Here is a 16255-nt window from a genome sequence, read left to right on the forward strand (position 1 = left end):
TCGGGGCGGGTCTCCGGCGCCGGTCGGGAAGGCCGCGCCCCGTATGCTGGATGGATGACAAATTCCCCTTCAGCTGCTTCCGCGCGCGTGGGCTCGGGCTTGCGGATCGGCGTGCTGGCGCTTCAAGGTGACTTCCGCGAGCACCTCCATGCCATCGAAGCAACCGGAGCCGAGGGCGTCGGGATCCGCCGTCCGAAGGAACTGGACGGCCTGGACGGGCTGATCATTCCTGGCGGTGAATCCACCGCGATCGACAAGCTCGCCCGCGCCTTCGACCTCGCGGGACCCCTTCGGGAGCGGATTGCAGAGGGCCTGCCCGTTTACGGTTCCTGTGCCGGCATGATCCTGCTCGCCGCGGACATCGCTGATCCAGCCACAGACCTCGCCGGAGCTCCGCAACAGACCTTCGGCGGACTTGATATCACCGTCCGGCGCAACGCGTTCGGCCGGCAGCGCGAGTCCTTCGAAACGGACCTTGACTTCAAGGGACTCGATTTCAGCGCCACCGAAACCGGTGTTCCTCCGGTCCACGCCGTCTTTATCCGGGGCCCCTGGGTGGAACGCGTCGGCCCGGACGTGGAGATCCTTGCCCAGGTGGAACCGGCGGATCCGGAGCACGCCTCCCACGCGGTCCCGCTGCCCGGGACGGCTAGAATTGTTGCAGTGCGTTCCGGCCAGTTGCTGGCCACCTCCTTCCATCCGGAAGTGACCGGGGAAAAACGCGTACATGAACTTTTTATCCGCATGATCAGAGGAGAAGCGTAAAGCATGTCAGGCCACTCCAAATGGGCGACGACCAAGCACAAGAAGGCGATCATTGACAGCCGCCGCGCCAAGTCGTTCGCCAAGCTGATCAAGAACATCGAAGTTGCAGCCCGGATGGGCGGCCCGGACCTCGCCGGCAACCCCGGCCTGGAACTTGCCGTCACCAAGGCGAAGAAGACCTCGGTCCCCAACGACAACATCGACCGTGCCATCAAGCGCGGCGCCGGCCTCACCGGTGAAGTGGTTGACTACACGGAAATTATGTACGAAGCCCGCGGCCCGCAGGGCTCCGCGCTGCTGGTCGAGTGCCTCACGGACAACAAGAACCGTGCCGCCTCCGAGGTGCGCCTGGCCATCTCACGCAACGGCGGCACCATCGCCGACCCCGGATCCGTGAGCTACCTCTTCGCCCGCAAAGGCGTTGTCAACCTGCCCAAGAACGGCCTCAGCGAGGACGACGTCCTGATGGCAGTCCTGGACGCCGGCGCGGAGGAAGTCAAGGACAACGGGGAAACGTTCGAGATCCACTCCGAACCGGGTGACCTGCAGGCCATCCGCGAGGCACTCAACGAAGCCGGCATCGAGTACGACACCGACGAGGTGGAGTTTGTCCCCTCCATGCAGGTGGAACTCGACGTCGACGGCGCCCGCAAGTTCCTGAAGCTCGCAGACGCCCTCGAAGACCTCGACGACGTGCAGAACGTCTACAGCAACGCCGACCTCAGCGACGAAGTCCAGGCTGCCCTGGAATCCGAGTGACGCCCGGCCTTGCATGCTGAAACCGGACGCCCGTGACGCTGCGCGTACTGGGGGTTGACCCCGGACTGACCCGCTGCGGCATCGGCGTGGTGGACGTCGAACGGAACAGGCGTGCCACCATGGTGGCCGTTGGGGTGGTCGGGACCTCTCCGGACGAAACGCTGGACCAGCGCCTCCTGGTGATCGCGCTGGCAATCGACGAATGGCTGGACCGTTACGAGCCCCAGGTGCTCGCCGTCGAGCGTGTCTTCTCCCAGCTGAACGTCAGCACCGTGATGGGGGTGGCCCAGGCGTCCGGCGTGGTCATCGCCGCTGCCGCGCGGCGCGGGATCCCGGTGGCACTGCACACGCCGTCGGAAGTCAAAGCCGCAGTTACCGGCAGCGGATCCTCCAACAAGGATGCGGTGACCAAGCTGGTTACCAAGATCCTGCGGCTGGACGCGCCGCCGCGCCCGGCCGACGCGGCGGACGCCCTGGCGCTGGCCATCACGCATGCCTGGCGCGCCGGCAGCGGCGCGGCCGTTGCCACCACCGGGCCCGGCAGTTCTTCGCTCACGCCGGCCCAAAGAGCGTGGGCTGAAGCCGAAGCGAAGGTGCGGCGCGCACGCTGATTGTCCTGGCTGCTTGCTAGGGTATTCGTAGATATGTTCGGATCGCCGGTCCAATTCCTAGAGCCCGGCAGTAAACAGGAGCCAGGCCCTTGATCAGTTTCCTCCGCGGAACCGTAGCGCACGTTGGCCTGTCCACGGCCGTTATCGACCTCAATGGCGCGGGCATGAGCGTCAACGCCACGCCGCAGACCCTCAGCCGGCTCCGCACGGGCGAGGAGGGGCAGCTTTTTACCTCCCTGATCGTCCGGGAGGATTCGCTGACCCTCTTCGGTTTCGGGTCCGACGACGAGCGGGAAGTTTTCGATGTCCTGCTCAGTGTCAGCGGGGTGGGCCCGCGGCTTGCCCTGGCGGTTCTCGCTGTCCATGACCCGGAAGCTATCCGGGTGGCTGCACATACCGGGGACAGCAAAACGTTCACCAAGGTGCCCGGTATCGGGCCCAAGGTCGCCGGCCGGATCGTCCTGGAACTCGCAGGAAAGCTGGTTCCGCACGGCACCGGTGGCACGGCCAGCGCGCCCACCCCTGCAGAGGCTGCCTGGAAGCCCCAAGTGGTCGCGGCCATGACCAGCCTCGGCTGGTCCGAAAAGGACGCGTCGGCAAGTATCGACAAGGCATTGGCCGATGATCCCGAGGTCTCGTTCCGCGGCAATGTCCCGGAGATCCTGCGGACCACCCTTCGCTGGCTGGGCCAGGACGGGGCCCGCGCCGGCAACCGCGTAGGCAGCCGTGGTTGAACCGTCAGTGGTGGCCGCAGGGGAGGAGCCGGAGGAGCGCGCCATCGAGGCCGCCCTTCGGCCCAAGAACCTGCACGACTTCGTGGGCCAGCACCGGGTCCGCAAGCAGCTTTCCCTGGTGCTGCAGGCCTCCCGGATGCGGGGCCGGAGCGCGGACCATGTGCTGTTCTCCGGCCCGCCCGGCCTCGGCAAGACCACGCTGGCCATGATCGTTGCGTCCGAGATGAACGCCCCGCTGCGGATCAGCAGCGGCCCCGCCATCCAGCACGCCGGAGACCTGGCGGCCATCCTCTCCTCCCTGTCGGAGGGCGAGGTCCTGTTTTTGGACGAGATCCACCGCATGTCCCGGCCGGCAGAAGAAATGCTCTACATGGCCATGGAGGACTTCCGTGTGGACATCGTGGTGGGCAAGGGAGCCGGTGCCACGGCGATTCCGCTTGAACTTCCGCCGTTCACCCTTGTTGGCGCTACGACCCGCGCCGGCCTCCTGCCCGGGCCGCTGCGCGACCGCTTCGGCTTCACCGGGCACCTTGAGTTCTATTCCGTCGCCGAGCTCGAGCTTGTCCTGCGGCGCTCCGCGGGTCTGCTGGACCTCAAGGTCAATTCCGCCGGCTTCAGCGAAATCGCCGGCCGTTCACGCGGCACGCCCCGCATCGCCAACAGGTTGCTGCGGCGGGTACGCGACTGGGCGCTGGTCCACGGCATCGAACAGATCGACGCGCGGGCGGCGTCAGCTGCGCTGGATATGTACGAAGTGGACAAAAAAGGACTGGACAGGCTCGACCGGTCAGTCCTGGAGGCGCTGATCACCAAGTTCGGCGGCGGCCCTGTCGGGCTGTCCACCCTGGCCATCGCCGTCGGCGAAGAAACCGAGACCGTGGAAACGGTGGCCGAACCCTTCCTGGTCCGCGAGGGACTCCTGGGCCGCACTCCTCGGGGCCGGATCGCCATGGCCCCCGCCTGGACCCACCTTGGCTACGCCATCCCTGCCGGGGTCTTCGGGCAGGAGCCGCTGGACCTGTTCGAAACGGCCGGCGACGACGCTGACGGCAAGGAAGACTGGGCCCCGCAGAGCCAATAACAGGCTCCCTTCAGCTTTTCCCTTTAGACTGGTATGACGCTCGGCACGTTCGGGTCTTTGTTCCTGCAGCCACCAGAATGCGGCTGCGCCGGCGGAGAAGGAAATCCGTCAGGTTTTCTGTCCGCCAGTCCGGCCAGCGGACGGAACTCATCGGACGTCGCCGGAAACCGGCCAGGCACGCAATAGAACGGATTTCTCCCTTGGATCTAATGTCAATACTCCTCTTCGTCATGCTTGGCGTGTTCATCTTCATGATGTTCCGCCGCAACAAGAAGACGCAGCAGCAGCAGGCTGAACTCCAATCGCAGTTCGCTCCGGGCGTTGAGGTCATGACCAGCTTCGGTCTTTTCGGCCGCATCGTCGACATGGACGACGTCGAGAACAAGGTCACCCTGGAACTCTCCCCGGGCAACCTCGCCACGGTGCACCGCCAGGCCGTCACCAAGATCGTGGAGCCCGTCGCGGTTTCCGACGAGGACGCACCGGCTGTGCCCGCCGTGCCGGATGACGCTTCATCCCTCACCGCCCGCGAAACCGGCACCCAGTCCGCGTCAGTGGAGACCCCGGACGAGACCCTGAAGCGACTCAATGACGAGGGCAAGAAGGACAACTAGTCCCGCTGGTTCTACACAACACCTCTACGGCTGCGGATCGCCGCCGGTGCCGGCACCGAGCATGCACCGGCGGTTCCTCCGTGAATAAGAGAAAGATCAACAATGGCACGAACTGGCCTTAAGAAACCGGGCCTCAGGGTCCTGGTCTGGCTCGGCGTAATCCTCGCCGTGCTGACTGCTGTCCTTGCCGGCGGCACCATGGCCGGACAGGCGAGCTGGGCCCCGAAGCTGGCGCTGGACCTCGAAGGCGGCACCCAGATGATTCTGGCGCCGAAGGTCGAGGGCGGTTCGGACATCAACGAAGAACAGCTCAACCAGGCTGTGGCCATCATCCGCCAGCGCGTGGACGGTTCCGGCGTCGCTGAAGCAGAGATCAGCACCCAGTCGGGGCGCAACGTGGTGGTCAGCCTTCCAGGCACCCCCTCAAGCCAGACGCGCGACCTCATCCAGGCTTCCGCGGACATGAACTTCCGCCCGGTCCTCCTCAACGGTGCGGGCGCACCCGTCCCGGAGGAGTCGCGGGCTCCCGAGGACCAGCTGCCCAAGCCGACGGCGGAACCCGCCAACAGCAGCGACACCAACTGGATCACGCCGGAAATCTACCGCCAGTTCGAAGCCCTTGACTGCGACAACCCGTCCCAGGACGAGCAGGAACGCTCGGATCCGGCCAAGCCGCTGGTGACCTGTGAGCCCGCCTCCGGAACGAACCCGGCCATCAAGTACATCCTCGGTCCGGTAGAGGTCAAGGGCAGCAACATCGTCACGTCCTCCTTCCAGCTCCAGCAGGGCGCACAGGGCGCCGTCACGAACGAGTGGGCCGTCAACATCCAGTTCGACGACGAAGGCACCGCCAAGTTCAAAGAGGTCACCGAACGCCTGAACCAGTTCTACGTGGCTGCCGGCGGCGATACCGGAAACGACCCCAAGGCCCAGTTCGCCATTGTGCTGGATGACCAGGTGATCTCCGCGCCCCGCTCGCTTGCCGTCATTACTGACGGCCGGCCCCAGATTACCGGCGGCTTCACGGAACAGAGCGCCAAGGCCCTGTCCGACCAGCTCCGCTTCGGCGCCCTGCCCATCAGCTTCGAGATCCAGAGTGAGCAGCAGATCTCTGCCACCCTCGGTGGCGAACAGCTGCGCATGGGCCTCCTCGCGGGCGTGATCGGCCTGCTGCTGGTGGTGGTGTACTCGCTCTTCCAGTACCGGGCCCTCGGCTTCGTGACCATTGCCTCGCTGGTGGTGGCCGGCATACTGACCTATCTCGCCATCGCCATCCTGGGCTGGACCGAAAACTACCGGTTGTCCCTGGCCGGAGTGGCCGGCATCATCGTCGCCATCGGCCAGACGGCAGACTCATTCATCGTCTACTTCGAGCGCATCCGCGATGAGCTCCGTGAGGGACGCGGCCTGGTGTCCGCCGTCGAAAACGGCTGGAAGCGGGCCAAACGCACCGTCCTGGCTTCCAAGGCCGTCAACCTCCTTGCAGCCCTGGTCCTGTACTTCGTAGCGGTGGGCAACGTCCGTGGTTTTGCCTTCACCCTTGGCCTCACCGCCATCGCCGACCTCATTGTGGTGTTTATGTTCACGCACCCCACCCTGCAGTTGCTGGCACGCACCAGGTTCTTTGGTGAAGGCCACCGGCTGTCCGGCCTCGACCCCAAGCGTCTGGGCGCCGTGCCGCTCTACCGTGGTGCAGGCCGAATCCGTACGCCCGAAGACAAGCCTGCCGCCGTGGTACGCACCAAGAATGCCGGTGCCGCGGCCGAGGCAGAGCGCCGGATGACCATTGCCGAGCGCCGGATGGCGCAGAAGCAGGAGCAGCTCGCAGGCTCCTCCAAGTCTGCAGCGAAGGAGAACAAGTAATGCCAAGCTTCGCGAATTTCGGCAACGAGCTCTACACAGGCAAGCGCTCCTACAACTTTGTGGGCGCCAAGAAGATCTGGTTCATCATTGCGGCTGTTGCCGTTGCCCTGTCCATCCTGATTCCCGTGGCCAAGGGCGGCTTCAACCTCGGCATCGAGTTCCGCGGCGGGTCCGAGTTCACCGTCTCAAACGTCCAGACGACTGACGCGGCCGTGGGCGAAAAGGCCGTCACGGATGTGGTGGAGGGCAGCGTTCCGCGCGTAGCCAACGTCGCCGGGACCACCATGCGGATCCAGACCGACAAACTGACCGACGACGAAACCCTTCGCATCAAGGAGGGCCTGACCGCGGCCTACGGCGTCACGGACAACGAAGTGACGTCAACGTTCGTGGGTCCGACGTGGGGTGCAGACGTAACCAAGCAGGCACTGATCGGCCTGGTGATTTTTGTGCTCCTGGCCGCGGTGCTGATGGCGTTGTACTTCCGCACCTGGAAGATGTCACTCTCGGCAATCGCCGGCATGGTGGTCACGATGTTCGTCACGGCAGGGGTCTACGCCCTCAGCGACTTCGAAGTTACCCCGTCCGCCATTATCGGGTTCCTGACCGTCCTCAGTTACTCGCTGTACGACACGGTGGTGGTGTTCGACAAGATCCGCGAGAACACCGCGGACCTGGACGCCTCAACCCGGCGTACTTTTGCTGAGGAAGTCAACCTGGCGGTGAACCAGACCCTGGTCCGCTCGATCAACACCATGATGGTGGCGATCCTCCCTGTGGGTGCCATCCTGTTCATTGGTGCGGGCCTGCTGGGCGCGGGAACCCTGCGCGACCTCTCGCTTGCGCTGTTCGTCGGCATCCTGATTGGCACCGCAGCCACGATTTTCGTCGCGGCCCCCATGTACGCCTGGCTGCGCCAGAACGAGCCGGATCTGGTCAGGCAGGCCAAGCGGGTGGAGCACCGCCGTGCCGAGGCTGCTTCCAGGTCTGGAGCAACGGCGGTGGAGCCGGCCCAAACCTAAGCCGCTGGTGCCGGGCCGGGCCGTGTCAGAACCTTGACACGGCCCGGCCCGTCCTGTTTTAAGGGCCGGTTTAAAAAGTCCCCCGGCGGAGGAATAGACTGAAGTAATTAAACGGTGGTGAGGGGTGCTTCATTGGAAGAACGTTCGGCGTCGGTGCCAACGGCACAGGGAGATAAAAGTCCTTCCGGTCTGCAGACCGGTGCGGCTGCTTCCGCACGTCCGGGTTCGTTGGTTCCCGTGGACAACTCCGGGTCCCGCCCCACGTTCCCGGGCCGTAGGGAGCGCACCCGCTCCAGGCTTGCCCGGCTGACAGGACGCGGCGCGGCCAATTATTCGCCCATCCTCGAGCCGCTGCTGAGGACGGTCAGGGCCAACAATCCCAAAGAGGATTTTGACCTGATCCAGCGCGCTTTCGACGTGGCGGAGCAAAGCCACCGGGGGCAGAAGCGCAAGAGCGGCGATCCCTACATCACCCACCCTGTTGCGGTGGCCACCATCCTTGCCGAACTGGGCCTGAGCGGGACAACCCTGGCGGCGGCTCTCCTGCACGACACCGTCGAGGACACCCCGTACACCCTTGCCGACCTGAAGCGCGATTTCGGGCCTGAAGTGGCCATGCTCGTTGACGGCGTGACCAAGCTGGACAAGGTCAGCTTCGGGGAAGCAGCGCAGTCCGAGACCGTGCGCAAGATGGTCGTGGCCATGGCCAAGGACATCCGCGTCCTCATGATCAAACTGGCGGACCGGCTTCACAACGCCCGCACGTGGCGTTTCGTGTCCGCCGAATCTTCGGCCCGCAAGGCCCGGGAAACGCTGGAAATCTTTGCCCCGCTTGCACACCGCCTGGGTATGAACACCATCAAGTGGGAACTGGAAGACCTCTCCTTCGCGGCGCTGTACCCGAAGGTGTACGAAGAGATTGTCCGCATGGTGGGGGACAGGACCCCTGAGCGGGAGAAGAGCCTGAGCGTCATCCGCGACCAGATCACGGAAGACCTCCGCACTGCCCGCATCAAGGCGACCATCACGGGCCGTCCCAAGCATTACTACTCGATTTACCAGAAGATGATTGTCCGCGACAAGGACTTCGACGACATCAACGACCTCATGGGTGTCCGTGTCCTGGTGGACTCCGTCCGGGACTGTTACGCAGCCCTTGGTACCATGCACTCGCGGTGGAACCCGCTGCCCGGCAGGTTCAAGGACTACATCGCGATGCCGAAGTTCAACATGTACCAGTCGCTGCACACCACCGTGATCGGCCCGGGCGGCAAGCCGGTGGAAATTCAGATCCGGACCCACGAGATGCACCGCCGCGCCGAATACGGCGTGGCGGCACACTGGAAGTACAAGGACCAGCCCAACCGGACTGCCGTGGGCCCGGGCAGCCCCCGCGACGGCGACATGGGCTGGCTGCGGTCGCTGGTGGACTGGCAGCAGGAAACGTCGGATCCTGGCGAGTTCCTTGACTCGCTCCGGTTCGAGATCAACGCCCGTGAGGTGTTCGTTTTCACGCCCAAGGGTGAGGTCATGGCCTTGCCGGCTGGATCTACTCCGGTGGACTTCGCGTATGCCGTCCATACCGAGGTGGGGCACCGCACCATCGGTGCCCGGGTCAACGGGAAGCTGGTTCCGCTCAACAGCGAGTTGAACCACGGCGACTGGGTGGAAATCTTCACCTCCAAGGCCGAAGGCGCCGGACCCAGCCAGGACTGGCAGCATTTCGTCAAGAGTGCCAGGGCCCGCAACAAGATCCGGCAGTGGTTCAGCAAGGAACGCCGTGAAGAGGCGATCGACCGCGGCAAGGAACTGCTGACCCGCGCCATGCGGAAGCAGAATCTTCCCCTGCAGCGCCTGATGACGCACGAGGCCCTGGCCGCAGTAGCGCAGGAATTCAAGTACGTTGACATTTCCGGCCTGTACGCCGGCGTGGGCGACGGCCACACCTCCGCGCAGTCGGTCATGGAGAAGCTCGTCGAAAGTCTCGGCGGCAACGAAAGCACCGACGACGACATCACCGAAGTCAGCGTCCCCACCCAGGTAACGAAGGCACGGTTCTCCGATTCCGGCGTTGTGGTCCGCGGCGTCGGTGACGTCTGGGTGAAGCTTGCCCGCTGCTGCACTCCTGTGCCGCCGGATCCCATCCTCGGCTTCGTGACCAGGGGCTCGGGGGTGTCAGTACACCGCACCGACTGCACCAACATCTCGGACCTGAAGGACCAGCCGGACCGGATCGTTGACGTGGACTGGGCGCCCACGCAGTCCAGCGTGTTCCTGGTGGAAATTCAGGTGGAGGCGCTGGACCGCAAATCGCTGCTCTCCGACGTGACGCGTGTGCTGTCCGAAAACCACGTGAACATCCTCGCAGCGAGCGTCCATACCTCCACTGACCGGGTGGCCATCTCAAAGTTCGCCTTCGAGATGGGGGACCCCAAGTATCTGCACCACGTCCTTAGTGCCGTCCGTCGCATTGACGGGGTTTTCGACGTCTACCGCACCACCGGGAACAAGCGCCGGAGCTAGCAGGGCCAACTTCTCCAGGGCTGCTTTCTTATGCGGAACGCGGGGGCTGGCCTCGATGGCAAGTACCAGCAAACGCAGGCGCACATCGTTCTGCGGGCGGGCGAGCAGCCCCTGAAGCGTGGGAATGGCGCGTTCGGCCTCCACATGAAGGGCGACATCAAGGGCAGTCCGCAGGGGACTGGAGACCATCAGGCCACCGAGGCTGACGACGTCAAAGGGACCAAGCCTCACCTCATGCAGGGTGCAGCCCCTGGTGTTCCGGAGGCTTGAAACCCGCCGCTTCGCGTCCACCAGGAGGGCAATCCGGTCCGGTTCGCCCGCGCAGCCGTAAATCCATGCCGCTGTCATACGGCCCGCGACTACCCGCTGGCGGACAGCCGCGGGGACGGCCCCCGCTGCAGCCCGTGCCCGCAACTGCGGGGAGGCTGTGGCACCGGGCAACGTGTAGCCGTGCTGATGGAAACGCTCCAGCAGGCCGTCCGAGGCCAAGGATTGCAGCTCCGGCGACGCAAAAGGCATGCCAGGGGCGTACAACTCAGGAAAACGGGGTGCTGCTTCTCCGCCCTGAACATGGTCCCTGGCGGAGGGAGGAGTTGATGGATTCGCCATCCACCCATCCTGCCGCGCCTGCGCTTAACAGGCACAGGCCCGGCACCGGATATGTGGATAACCGGGGCCGGGCCTGGAGTAAGTGGCGGCGTGTACGGGCCGACCGATAAGCCTAGGACAGCTCGCTGGCCGAGCGCTGGATCTGGTCAAGCCACGCCTGCCGTGCTTCAAGGGCTTCCTGAGCGGCCTTGATCCGACGCTGGTCGCCGGTTTTCTCGGCCTTGGCGAGGTCGTCCTGCAGCCCGGCGATGGCGGATTCCAGCTGGGAGAGGGCGCTGTTGGTGCGTGCTTTCCGTTCAGGGTTGGACCGCTGCCACTGTTCTTCCTCAGCGTGGCGCACTGCGTCCTCAACCTTGCGCAGTCCGGCTTCAATGCGTCCCATGTCTGCCCGGGGGACCTTGCCGGCCTCTTCCCAGCGGTCCCGGACGGACTGCAGGGCCTTCTTAGCGGCCCCGAGGTCCTTCACGGGGAGGATCGCGTTGGCCTCGGTCAGGAGGGCTTCCTTGACCGTGAGGTTTGCCGCGTACTCCTGGTCGATCTCGTCATTAGCGGACTGGCGGTTTGTAAAGAAGACGTCCTGGGCGGCCCGGAACCGTGCCCACAGGGCGTCGTCGTCCTTCCGGCTCGCGCGCGGGGAGGCCTTCCACTGGTCCATCAGGCGGCGGTACTCGCCGGCGGCGAAACCCCAGTCGGTGGAGGTGGACAGCGCTTCCGCTTCGGCGATCAGCTTTTCCTTGGCCGACTTGGCAGCGGAGTTGTTGCTGTCCAGCTGTGAGAAGTAGGCACGGCGGTGCCGGTCAAAGACGGTGCGCGCAGCACGGAAACGCTTCCACAGGGCGTCCTCGTTGCTGCGTCCCAACCGGACTCCGCTCTTCTGGGCAGTCTTCCAGCTCTCGAAGAGTTCGTTCATCCTGGCGCTGGAGGTCTTCCACTGCGTCTGGGCCGGGTCCTGGCCGGAAATCTGCTCTGCTTCGGCAACGATCGCCTCGCGTGCGGCGAGCTCGGAGGCGCGGACGGCCTCGTGCTCAGCCTTTTCCGCCTTTTCCAGCTCAGCAATCTGGGTGGAGAGCTCGTCGAGGCGCGCCTCCGCGGACCGGAGGTCGCCCACCATATTCCGCTCGGCCAGCTGTTCGCGGAGGTGCGTGACGGTCTTCTGCATGTCGGTGCTCGGGGCCTTGGAGCTGACGCGCTGCTCGAGCAGCACAATCTGGGCCACTACGTCGTCGTATTTCCGGGCAAAGTACGCCAGGGCTTCGTCGTCACTGACGTCCGGGTACTGGCCGACAGGGTGCTCGGCGCCGTCGATGGTCAGGAAAACGTGTCCGTCGCCCTCAACGCGTCCCCATTTCGAGGCTTCCGCCAGCGAAGTGGACGGCGCTGGTGCGACCTGTGCTGCGGCAGGTGCGGCAGCGGGCTTGGGGCGGGAGGCAAAAGCAGCCGGGGAGGGCGCCGGGCGGGGCGCCGCTGCCGGGGCACTGCTCTCCGGTTCGTTGCCCTCCGGTTCGTTGCCCTCTGGTTCGTTGCTCTCCGCGGCGTTCTCCGCCGGGGCTTCCGCTGCCGGGGCGTTGCTCTCCGCGGCGTTCTCCACCGGGGCTTCCGCTGCCGGGGTGGTGGCTGCTTCAGATGCTGCGTCGTCGGCGGCAAATGCCGTCGTCTCGGTCAGGTCTGTTGCTGTTTCGTCGGATTTCTGACTGTCTGTCACCGCTAAAAGTCTTTCGCTTGGAGGAAAATACTCAGGTCCTGCGCCGCAGCCGCCGGGGCCGGGCCTCCTACTTCAGAGAAAACGAGTCTATCGTGACTGGTTCCACAGGTGCGCCGTCTGTGTCGCTGCTGCCCGGCGTAATTCCGGCGGAAGCTATGTTCGACACCACTTCCAGGCCGGAGGTCACCCTTCCCACCACCGTGTACCCGCCGGCGGTATCGGCCGGGATGACCGTGTCCTTGTAGACGATAAAGAACTGCTGTCCGTTCCCAAAGGCGTTATTGCCCGTACGGGCAACGGCGACAGTTCCGGCGGGATAAGTGTTGTCCGCGGGGGTGTTTTCCAGCGGTCCCCACGTGTAGTCAGGATCGCCCTGGCCCTCAGGGCCGGAGGCGCCGCATTGCAGCAGCCCAAAGGTCTCGCCGGTGGTGAGGCGGTGGCAGGATTTTCCATTGTAATAGCCCTCATCGCTGAGGGACTTGAAAACAGCGGCCGCCTGCGGGGCAGTTGTCCCGTCAAGCTCCACCGCGAGGGCGCTCCCGTTAAGGACCAGGTCTCCGGTGAACGTCTTGCCCGCAGCGGTCTCGGCCGCCGGGATATTCGGGCCGTTGGTGGCCTGGGCAGTCGGGCTCGCAGGTGCCGACGCGGACGGGCTGGTCAGCCCGGCCTCGGCTGCGGCGAACTCCTCCTCAGTCGGATTACCGGCAAAAGCGGTGAGCTGGAGTACGACGGCGAGGACAACGGCGGCGGTTCCGGCACCGGCGGCGATGACGTTGTCCCGCTTACGACGCTTCTCCTGGTCCCGCCGCAGCTCGCGCTTGGCTTCCATCTGCTGGATGCGGCGCTTTGCTTCGCGGGCGCTGCGTGAACTGGCCGCCAAGGGTCCTCCTTATTGTCGGGCTGCTGCACAGCGTGGCGTGAGGCCTCGGGCGCAGTTGTCTGACGGCCGAGCCCTGCCGGTCCGCCGTATTAGAGATGCCGGCGGATGACGCATAAACTGACTGCCGCACATAGTTTATGCATGACTGGCTGGACTGCCGCCGTTCCTGGCCCGTTTCGGGATTCCGGGCAAGTCCCAGGCACAACACCTACGAGGAGAAAATCCACCATGGCACGCACCGCCTCCCTGTCCGGATTCCCCGAGTGGCTTCCCGAGGAGCGGCTGGTGGAGCTGCATGTGCTGGACACGCTCCGCCGGGTATTTGAGCTGCATGGCTTCTCTTCCATCGAGACCCGGGCCGTGGAAACGGTTGGCCAGCTGCTGCGCAAGGGTGAGATTGACAAGGAAGTGTACGGCCTCAGCCGGCTGCAGGAGGACGAGAGCGACAATCCGGTCAAGGGAGGCAAGGCCGATCCGCACGCCCTTGCCCTGCACTTTGATCTCACCGTCCCGTTTGCCCGTTATGTGGTGGAGAACGCCGGCTACCTCGCCTTCCCGTTCCGCCGTTACCAGATCCAGAAGGTTTGGCGCGGTGAGCGTCCCCAAGAAGGCCGTGCCCGTGAATTCACCCAGGCAGACATCGACGTGGTGGGGGACGGCGACCTGCCCTTCCGGTACGACGTCGAAATCGCGCTGGTGATTGCCGAGGCCCTCAGCGCCCTCCCGATCCCGGACTTCCGCCTTCGGATCAATAACCGCAAGCTCGCGGAGGGCTTCTACCGGGGCATCGGGCTCGAGGACACTGCCGGCGTGCTGCGCAGTATCGACAAACTCGAAAAGATCGGCCCGGACAAGGTGGCTGACCTGCTCAAGGCGGAACTGGGGGCAACCGACGAACAGGCGCAGAAGGCGCTGCAGCTGGCTGCGATCCGCACGGAGGACACATCCTTCGTGGCACAGGTTCAGGCGCTGGGGGTGAGCAACGAGCTGCTGGATGAGGGCTTGAACGAGCTGGAACAGGTGATCGAAGCGGCTGTCCAGCGCGCCCCCGGCAAGGTGGTGGCTGACCTCAGCATCGCCCGCGGCCTGGACTACTACACCGGCACCGTTGTGGAAACCGTACTGGTGGGCCACGAGCAGCTGGGCTCCATCTGCTCCGGCGGACGTTACGACGCGCTGGCGTCAAAGGGCAACCGGAAGTTTCCGGGGGTGGGCCTTTCCATCGGCGTCACCCGGCTGGTCTCCCGCATCCTCAGCCAGGAACTGGCCAAGGCCTCGCGATCGGTTCCGACCGCAGTCCTCGTTTCCCTCGCCTCCGATGACAGCTGGAGTGCGGCACAGGACGTTGCAGCCCAGCTCCGCAGCCGTGGGATCGCCACCGAGGTCGCGGCAAAGGCGGAGAAGTTCGGCAAGCAGATCAAGTTCGCCGACCGCCGGGGCATCCCCTTCGTCTGGTTTACGGACGACGACGGCACCCACCAGGTGAAGGACATCCGCACCGGCGAACAGGTGGTCGCGTTCCCGGAAACCTGGACCCCCCCGGTGCAGGATCTGACCGTTCAAGTGGCCTCAACAGTGCCGGTGGCATCCGCGGTATAGGGACCTGACGTTCTACGTCATCACCGATTGCTTGAAGTGGGCGCGTTTAAATGCCGCGGCGCGCTCCCGGTGCTGACGACGGCGGTGCGGGGCAGCAGCCCCTGCGGTCGCTAAGGTGCCTGTCAAGCGAGTTCTGGTCATTTGGGTGCCGGGCGGTGGGGCAGTGGACCGGTAGGTATGGCCCGTGGGTGTGCGGAGTTCTACTGAGCGTCGGGGTCCCGGGGTGGGTGTGGCTGTCCATCCGGGTGCTTCTTTGGTGTGGTTGCAGGCTTCGCAGAGGCCTTGTCCGTTTCGGCTGTTGGTGGGGCCGTCTTTGTGCCAGGGGATGATGTGGTCGTGGTGGCGGATGGGCGCGTCGCAGTAGGGGGTGCGGCAGGTGTCGTCCCTGATTTGAATGAACCGGCGGAGCCCCGGTGGGAAGAGCCGGGCCTTGGAGTCCATCGCGACCAGTTCGCCGGTGGTTGGTGCGGTGTAGAGCCGGCGAAGCCAGACCTTGAACCCGGCATTCTCCGGGATAGCTGTTTCCCTGCCGGCAGGCTCTGAACCAAACGCTCCCACGACTGCTTTTCTGGCCCAGCTGCCGGGGACGACGCCGTAGCCGGTGAGTCTGGCTGGTTCACTGTGGCCTTGGAAGAGGGTGCGGTCGGTCATCACAAGCTGGATCTCGACCCCGTTGATCCCGCCCGGGGTGCCGGTGACGCGTTCGACGAGGGCGTCGGCCATGATCGCGCCCTTTGGACGTTCATCGCCAGAAGACTTAAGTGCGTCGGCGTGGCGGGTGAGGGCTGCGTAGGCGGCGACGCCCTGCGCGACCGGAACCAGTGCCGTGAGGTAAGCCATGGTGTCGGGCGCAGGGCGGAGGCTGACCGTTCGCTCTGAGACGGCATGGGAAGCCCGCTTCGCGACAGACCGGGGGTCCCGCCGGTACGCTGCGGCACGGACGGCGCCGGTGATGGCCCGGTCTCCGGCGCCGGCGAGGGTCCCGGTGTCGGCGGCGATTTCCTCGTCCACGGCGGCCCGGTCCTCGGCGGACAAGCAGGCTGTTTCTTTCACGATCAGGGTGGCGCGCCACTCATTCAGCTGCCCGGACTCGAGAGCTGCGAGGGTGTGGGGCATTCCGGTGACCAGGGCTTTCCCCAAGCCCAGCAGCCTGCCGCCCCTGACAGGGGACTCCCGGCGGGCGAGGGCGATTTCCGCTCCCACCCCGGCGCCGAGCTCATCTGCCGGGACATCCGCTGCGGCCTGGTCCTGTCTCCTCGCGAGGCCGTAGGCCACAGCGATCCTGGCCTGCTTTGCAGCGGCGGCCCCCTTCAGGTCCTCCAGTTCACGCAGTTGGTCAATCATTCCCTGACTATCAGGCGCGGGACGGATGGATGCCACGGTGCGCACGGCATCAGCAACCCGGGGACCACGGGAACTTCCCTTTGCTTGAGTCGCTTCCTGACCCCGGGTTGCCGACGACCGTGTTGCTTCCATAGCCAAAGTCTTCCAGC

The 16255-nt window shown here is 65.2% G+C and carries 14 protein-coding genes; 10 read left to right on the plus strand and 4 right to left on the minus strand.

What is annotated here, in order from left to right:
- Positions 1-54 precede the first annotated feature (54 nt).
- The 9 genes from pdxT to AC5RV1_RS00360 all read left to right on the plus strand — a co-directional run bounded on the left by pdxT (position 55) and on the right by AC5RV1_RS00360 (position 9972).
- On the plus strand, positions 55-765 hold the full coding sequence (gene pdxT, locus AC5RV1_RS00320; protein ID WP_493948843.1) for a pyridoxal 5'-phosphate synthase glutaminase subunit PdxT: 711 nt from the start codon (positions 55-57) through the stop codon (positions 763-765).
- Between the two features lie 3 nt (positions 766-768).
- The gene (locus tag AC5RV1_RS00325) at positions 769-1524 is read left to right on the plus strand and encodes a YebC/PmpR family DNA-binding transcriptional regulator (RefSeq protein WP_256249738.1); all 756 of its coding nucleotides are present in this window, start codon (positions 769-771) and stop codon (positions 1522-1524) included.
- A 32-nt stretch (positions 1525-1556) separates the two neighbouring features.
- Positions 1557-2135 (plus strand): crossover junction endodeoxyribonuclease RuvC, encoded by a 579-nt coding sequence (gene ruvC / locus AC5RV1_RS00330; protein WP_493948842.1) that lies wholly within the window; start codon positions 1557-1559, stop codon positions 2133-2135.
- Between the two features lie 89 nt (positions 2136-2224).
- Positions 2225-2869 carry a Holliday junction branch migration protein RuvA gene (ruvA, locus tag AC5RV1_RS00335; protein ID WP_493993095.1) on the plus strand — a complete coding sequence of 215 codons (645 nt, stop codon included), beginning with the start codon at positions 2225-2227 and terminating at the stop codon, positions 2867-2869.
- Positions 2862-3950: a Holliday junction branch migration DNA helicase RuvB gene (ruvB, locus tag AC5RV1_RS00340; protein ID WP_493948840.1), complete on the plus strand. Its 1089-nt coding sequence runs from the start codon at positions 2862-2864 to the stop codon at positions 3948-3950. The genes ruvA and ruvB overlap by 8 nt, the downstream gene beginning before the upstream one ends.
- 209 nt (positions 3951-4159) lie before the next feature.
- Positions 4160-4564: a preprotein translocase subunit YajC gene (gene yajC / locus AC5RV1_RS00345; RefSeq protein ID WP_430226356.1), complete on the plus strand. Its 405-nt coding sequence runs from the start codon at positions 4160-4162 to the stop codon at positions 4562-4564.
- 102 nt (positions 4565-4666) lie between these two features.
- A complete protein-coding gene (secD, locus tag AC5RV1_RS00350) occupies positions 4667-6427 on the plus strand; it encodes a protein translocase subunit SecD (RefSeq protein ID WP_493948839.1) in 1761 nt (586 codons plus the stop codon).
- Positions 6427-7449, plus strand: a complete 1023-nt coding sequence (gene secF, locus AC5RV1_RS00355) for a protein translocase subunit SecF (protein WP_493993096.1) — start codon at positions 6427-6429, stop codon at positions 7447-7449. The genes secD and secF overlap by 1 nt, the downstream gene beginning before the upstream one ends.
- A 132-nt stretch (positions 7450-7581) precedes the next feature.
- Positions 7582-9972, plus strand: a complete 2391-nt coding sequence (locus tag AC5RV1_RS00360) for a RelA/SpoT family protein (protein ID WP_256249729.1) — start codon at positions 7582-7584, stop codon at positions 9970-9972.
- Here the strand turns inward: AC5RV1_RS00360 and AC5RV1_RS00365 are convergent.
- From AC5RV1_RS00365 to AC5RV1_RS00375, 3 genes are all read right to left on the minus strand, one after another.
- The gene (locus tag AC5RV1_RS00365; RefSeq protein ID WP_493993097.1) at positions 9853-10581 is read right to left on the minus strand and encodes a type IV toxin-antitoxin system AbiEi family antitoxin; all 729 of its coding nucleotides are present in this window, start codon (positions 10579-10581) and stop codon (positions 9853-9855) included. The genes AC5RV1_RS00360 and AC5RV1_RS00365 overlap by 120 nt on opposite strands.
- A 112-nt stretch (positions 10582-10693) precedes the next feature.
- Positions 10694-12283 carry a DUF349 domain-containing protein gene (locus AC5RV1_RS00370; protein WP_493993098.1) on the minus strand — a complete coding sequence of 530 codons (1590 nt, stop codon included), beginning with the start codon at positions 12281-12283 and terminating at the stop codon, positions 10694-10696.
- Between the two features lie 67 nt (positions 12284-12350).
- The gene (locus tag AC5RV1_RS00375; RefSeq protein ID WP_493948835.1) at positions 12351-13163 is read right to left on the minus strand and encodes a peptidylprolyl isomerase; all 813 of its coding nucleotides are present in this window, start codon (positions 13161-13163) and stop codon (positions 12351-12353) included.
- Positions 13164-13391: 228 nt separating this feature from the next.
- On the opposite strand from AC5RV1_RS00375, the gene hisS reads away from it, so the two are divergent.
- Positions 13392-14762 carry a histidine--tRNA ligase gene (gene hisS, locus AC5RV1_RS00380; protein ID WP_493993099.1) on the plus strand — a complete coding sequence of 457 codons (1371 nt, stop codon included), beginning with the start codon at positions 13392-13394 and terminating at the stop codon, positions 14760-14762.
- 12 nt (positions 14763-14774) lie between these two features.
- Here hisS and AC5RV1_RS00385 read toward each other — a convergent pair whose 3' ends face one another.
- A complete protein-coding gene (locus AC5RV1_RS00385; RefSeq protein ID WP_493993100.1) occupies positions 14775-16238 on the minus strand; it encodes an HNH endonuclease in 1464 nt (487 codons plus the stop codon).
- Between the last annotated feature and the right edge of the window lie 17 nt (positions 16239-16255).

Source organism: Arthrobacter sp. Hb9-2 (assembly GCF_059091165.1).

Bases quoted from the DNA above. Each gene is read 5' to 3' on its own strand.
- pdxT (WP_493948843.1), top strand. From the start codon at position 55: ATGACAAATTCCCCTTCAGCTGCTTCCGCGCGCGTGGGCTCGGGCTTG.
- AC5RV1_RS00325 (WP_256249738.1), top strand. From the start codon at position 769: ATGTCAGGCCACTCCAAATGGGCGACGACCAAGCACAAGAAGGCGATC.
- yajC (WP_430226356.1), top strand. From the start codon at position 4,160: ATGTCAATACTCCTCTTCGTCATGCTTGGCGTGTTCATCTTCATGATG.
- secD (WP_493948839.1), top strand. From the start codon at position 4,667: ATGGCACGAACTGGCCTTAAGAAACCGGGCCTCAGGGTCCTGGTCTGG.
- secF (WP_493993096.1), top strand. From the start codon at position 6,427: ATGCCAAGCTTCGCGAATTTCGGCAACGAGCTCTACACAGGCAAGCGC.
- AC5RV1_RS00365 (WP_493993097.1), bottom strand. From the start codon at position 10,581: ATGGCGAATCCATCAACTCCTCCCTCCGCCAGGGACCATGTTCAGGGC.
- hisS (WP_493993099.1), top strand. From the start codon at position 13,392: ATGGCACGCACCGCCTCCCTGTCCGGATTCCCCGAGTGGCTTCCCGAG.
- AC5RV1_RS00385 (WP_493993100.1), bottom strand. From the start codon at position 16,238: ATGGAAGCAACACGGTCGTCGGCAACCCGGGGTCAGGAAGCGACTCAA.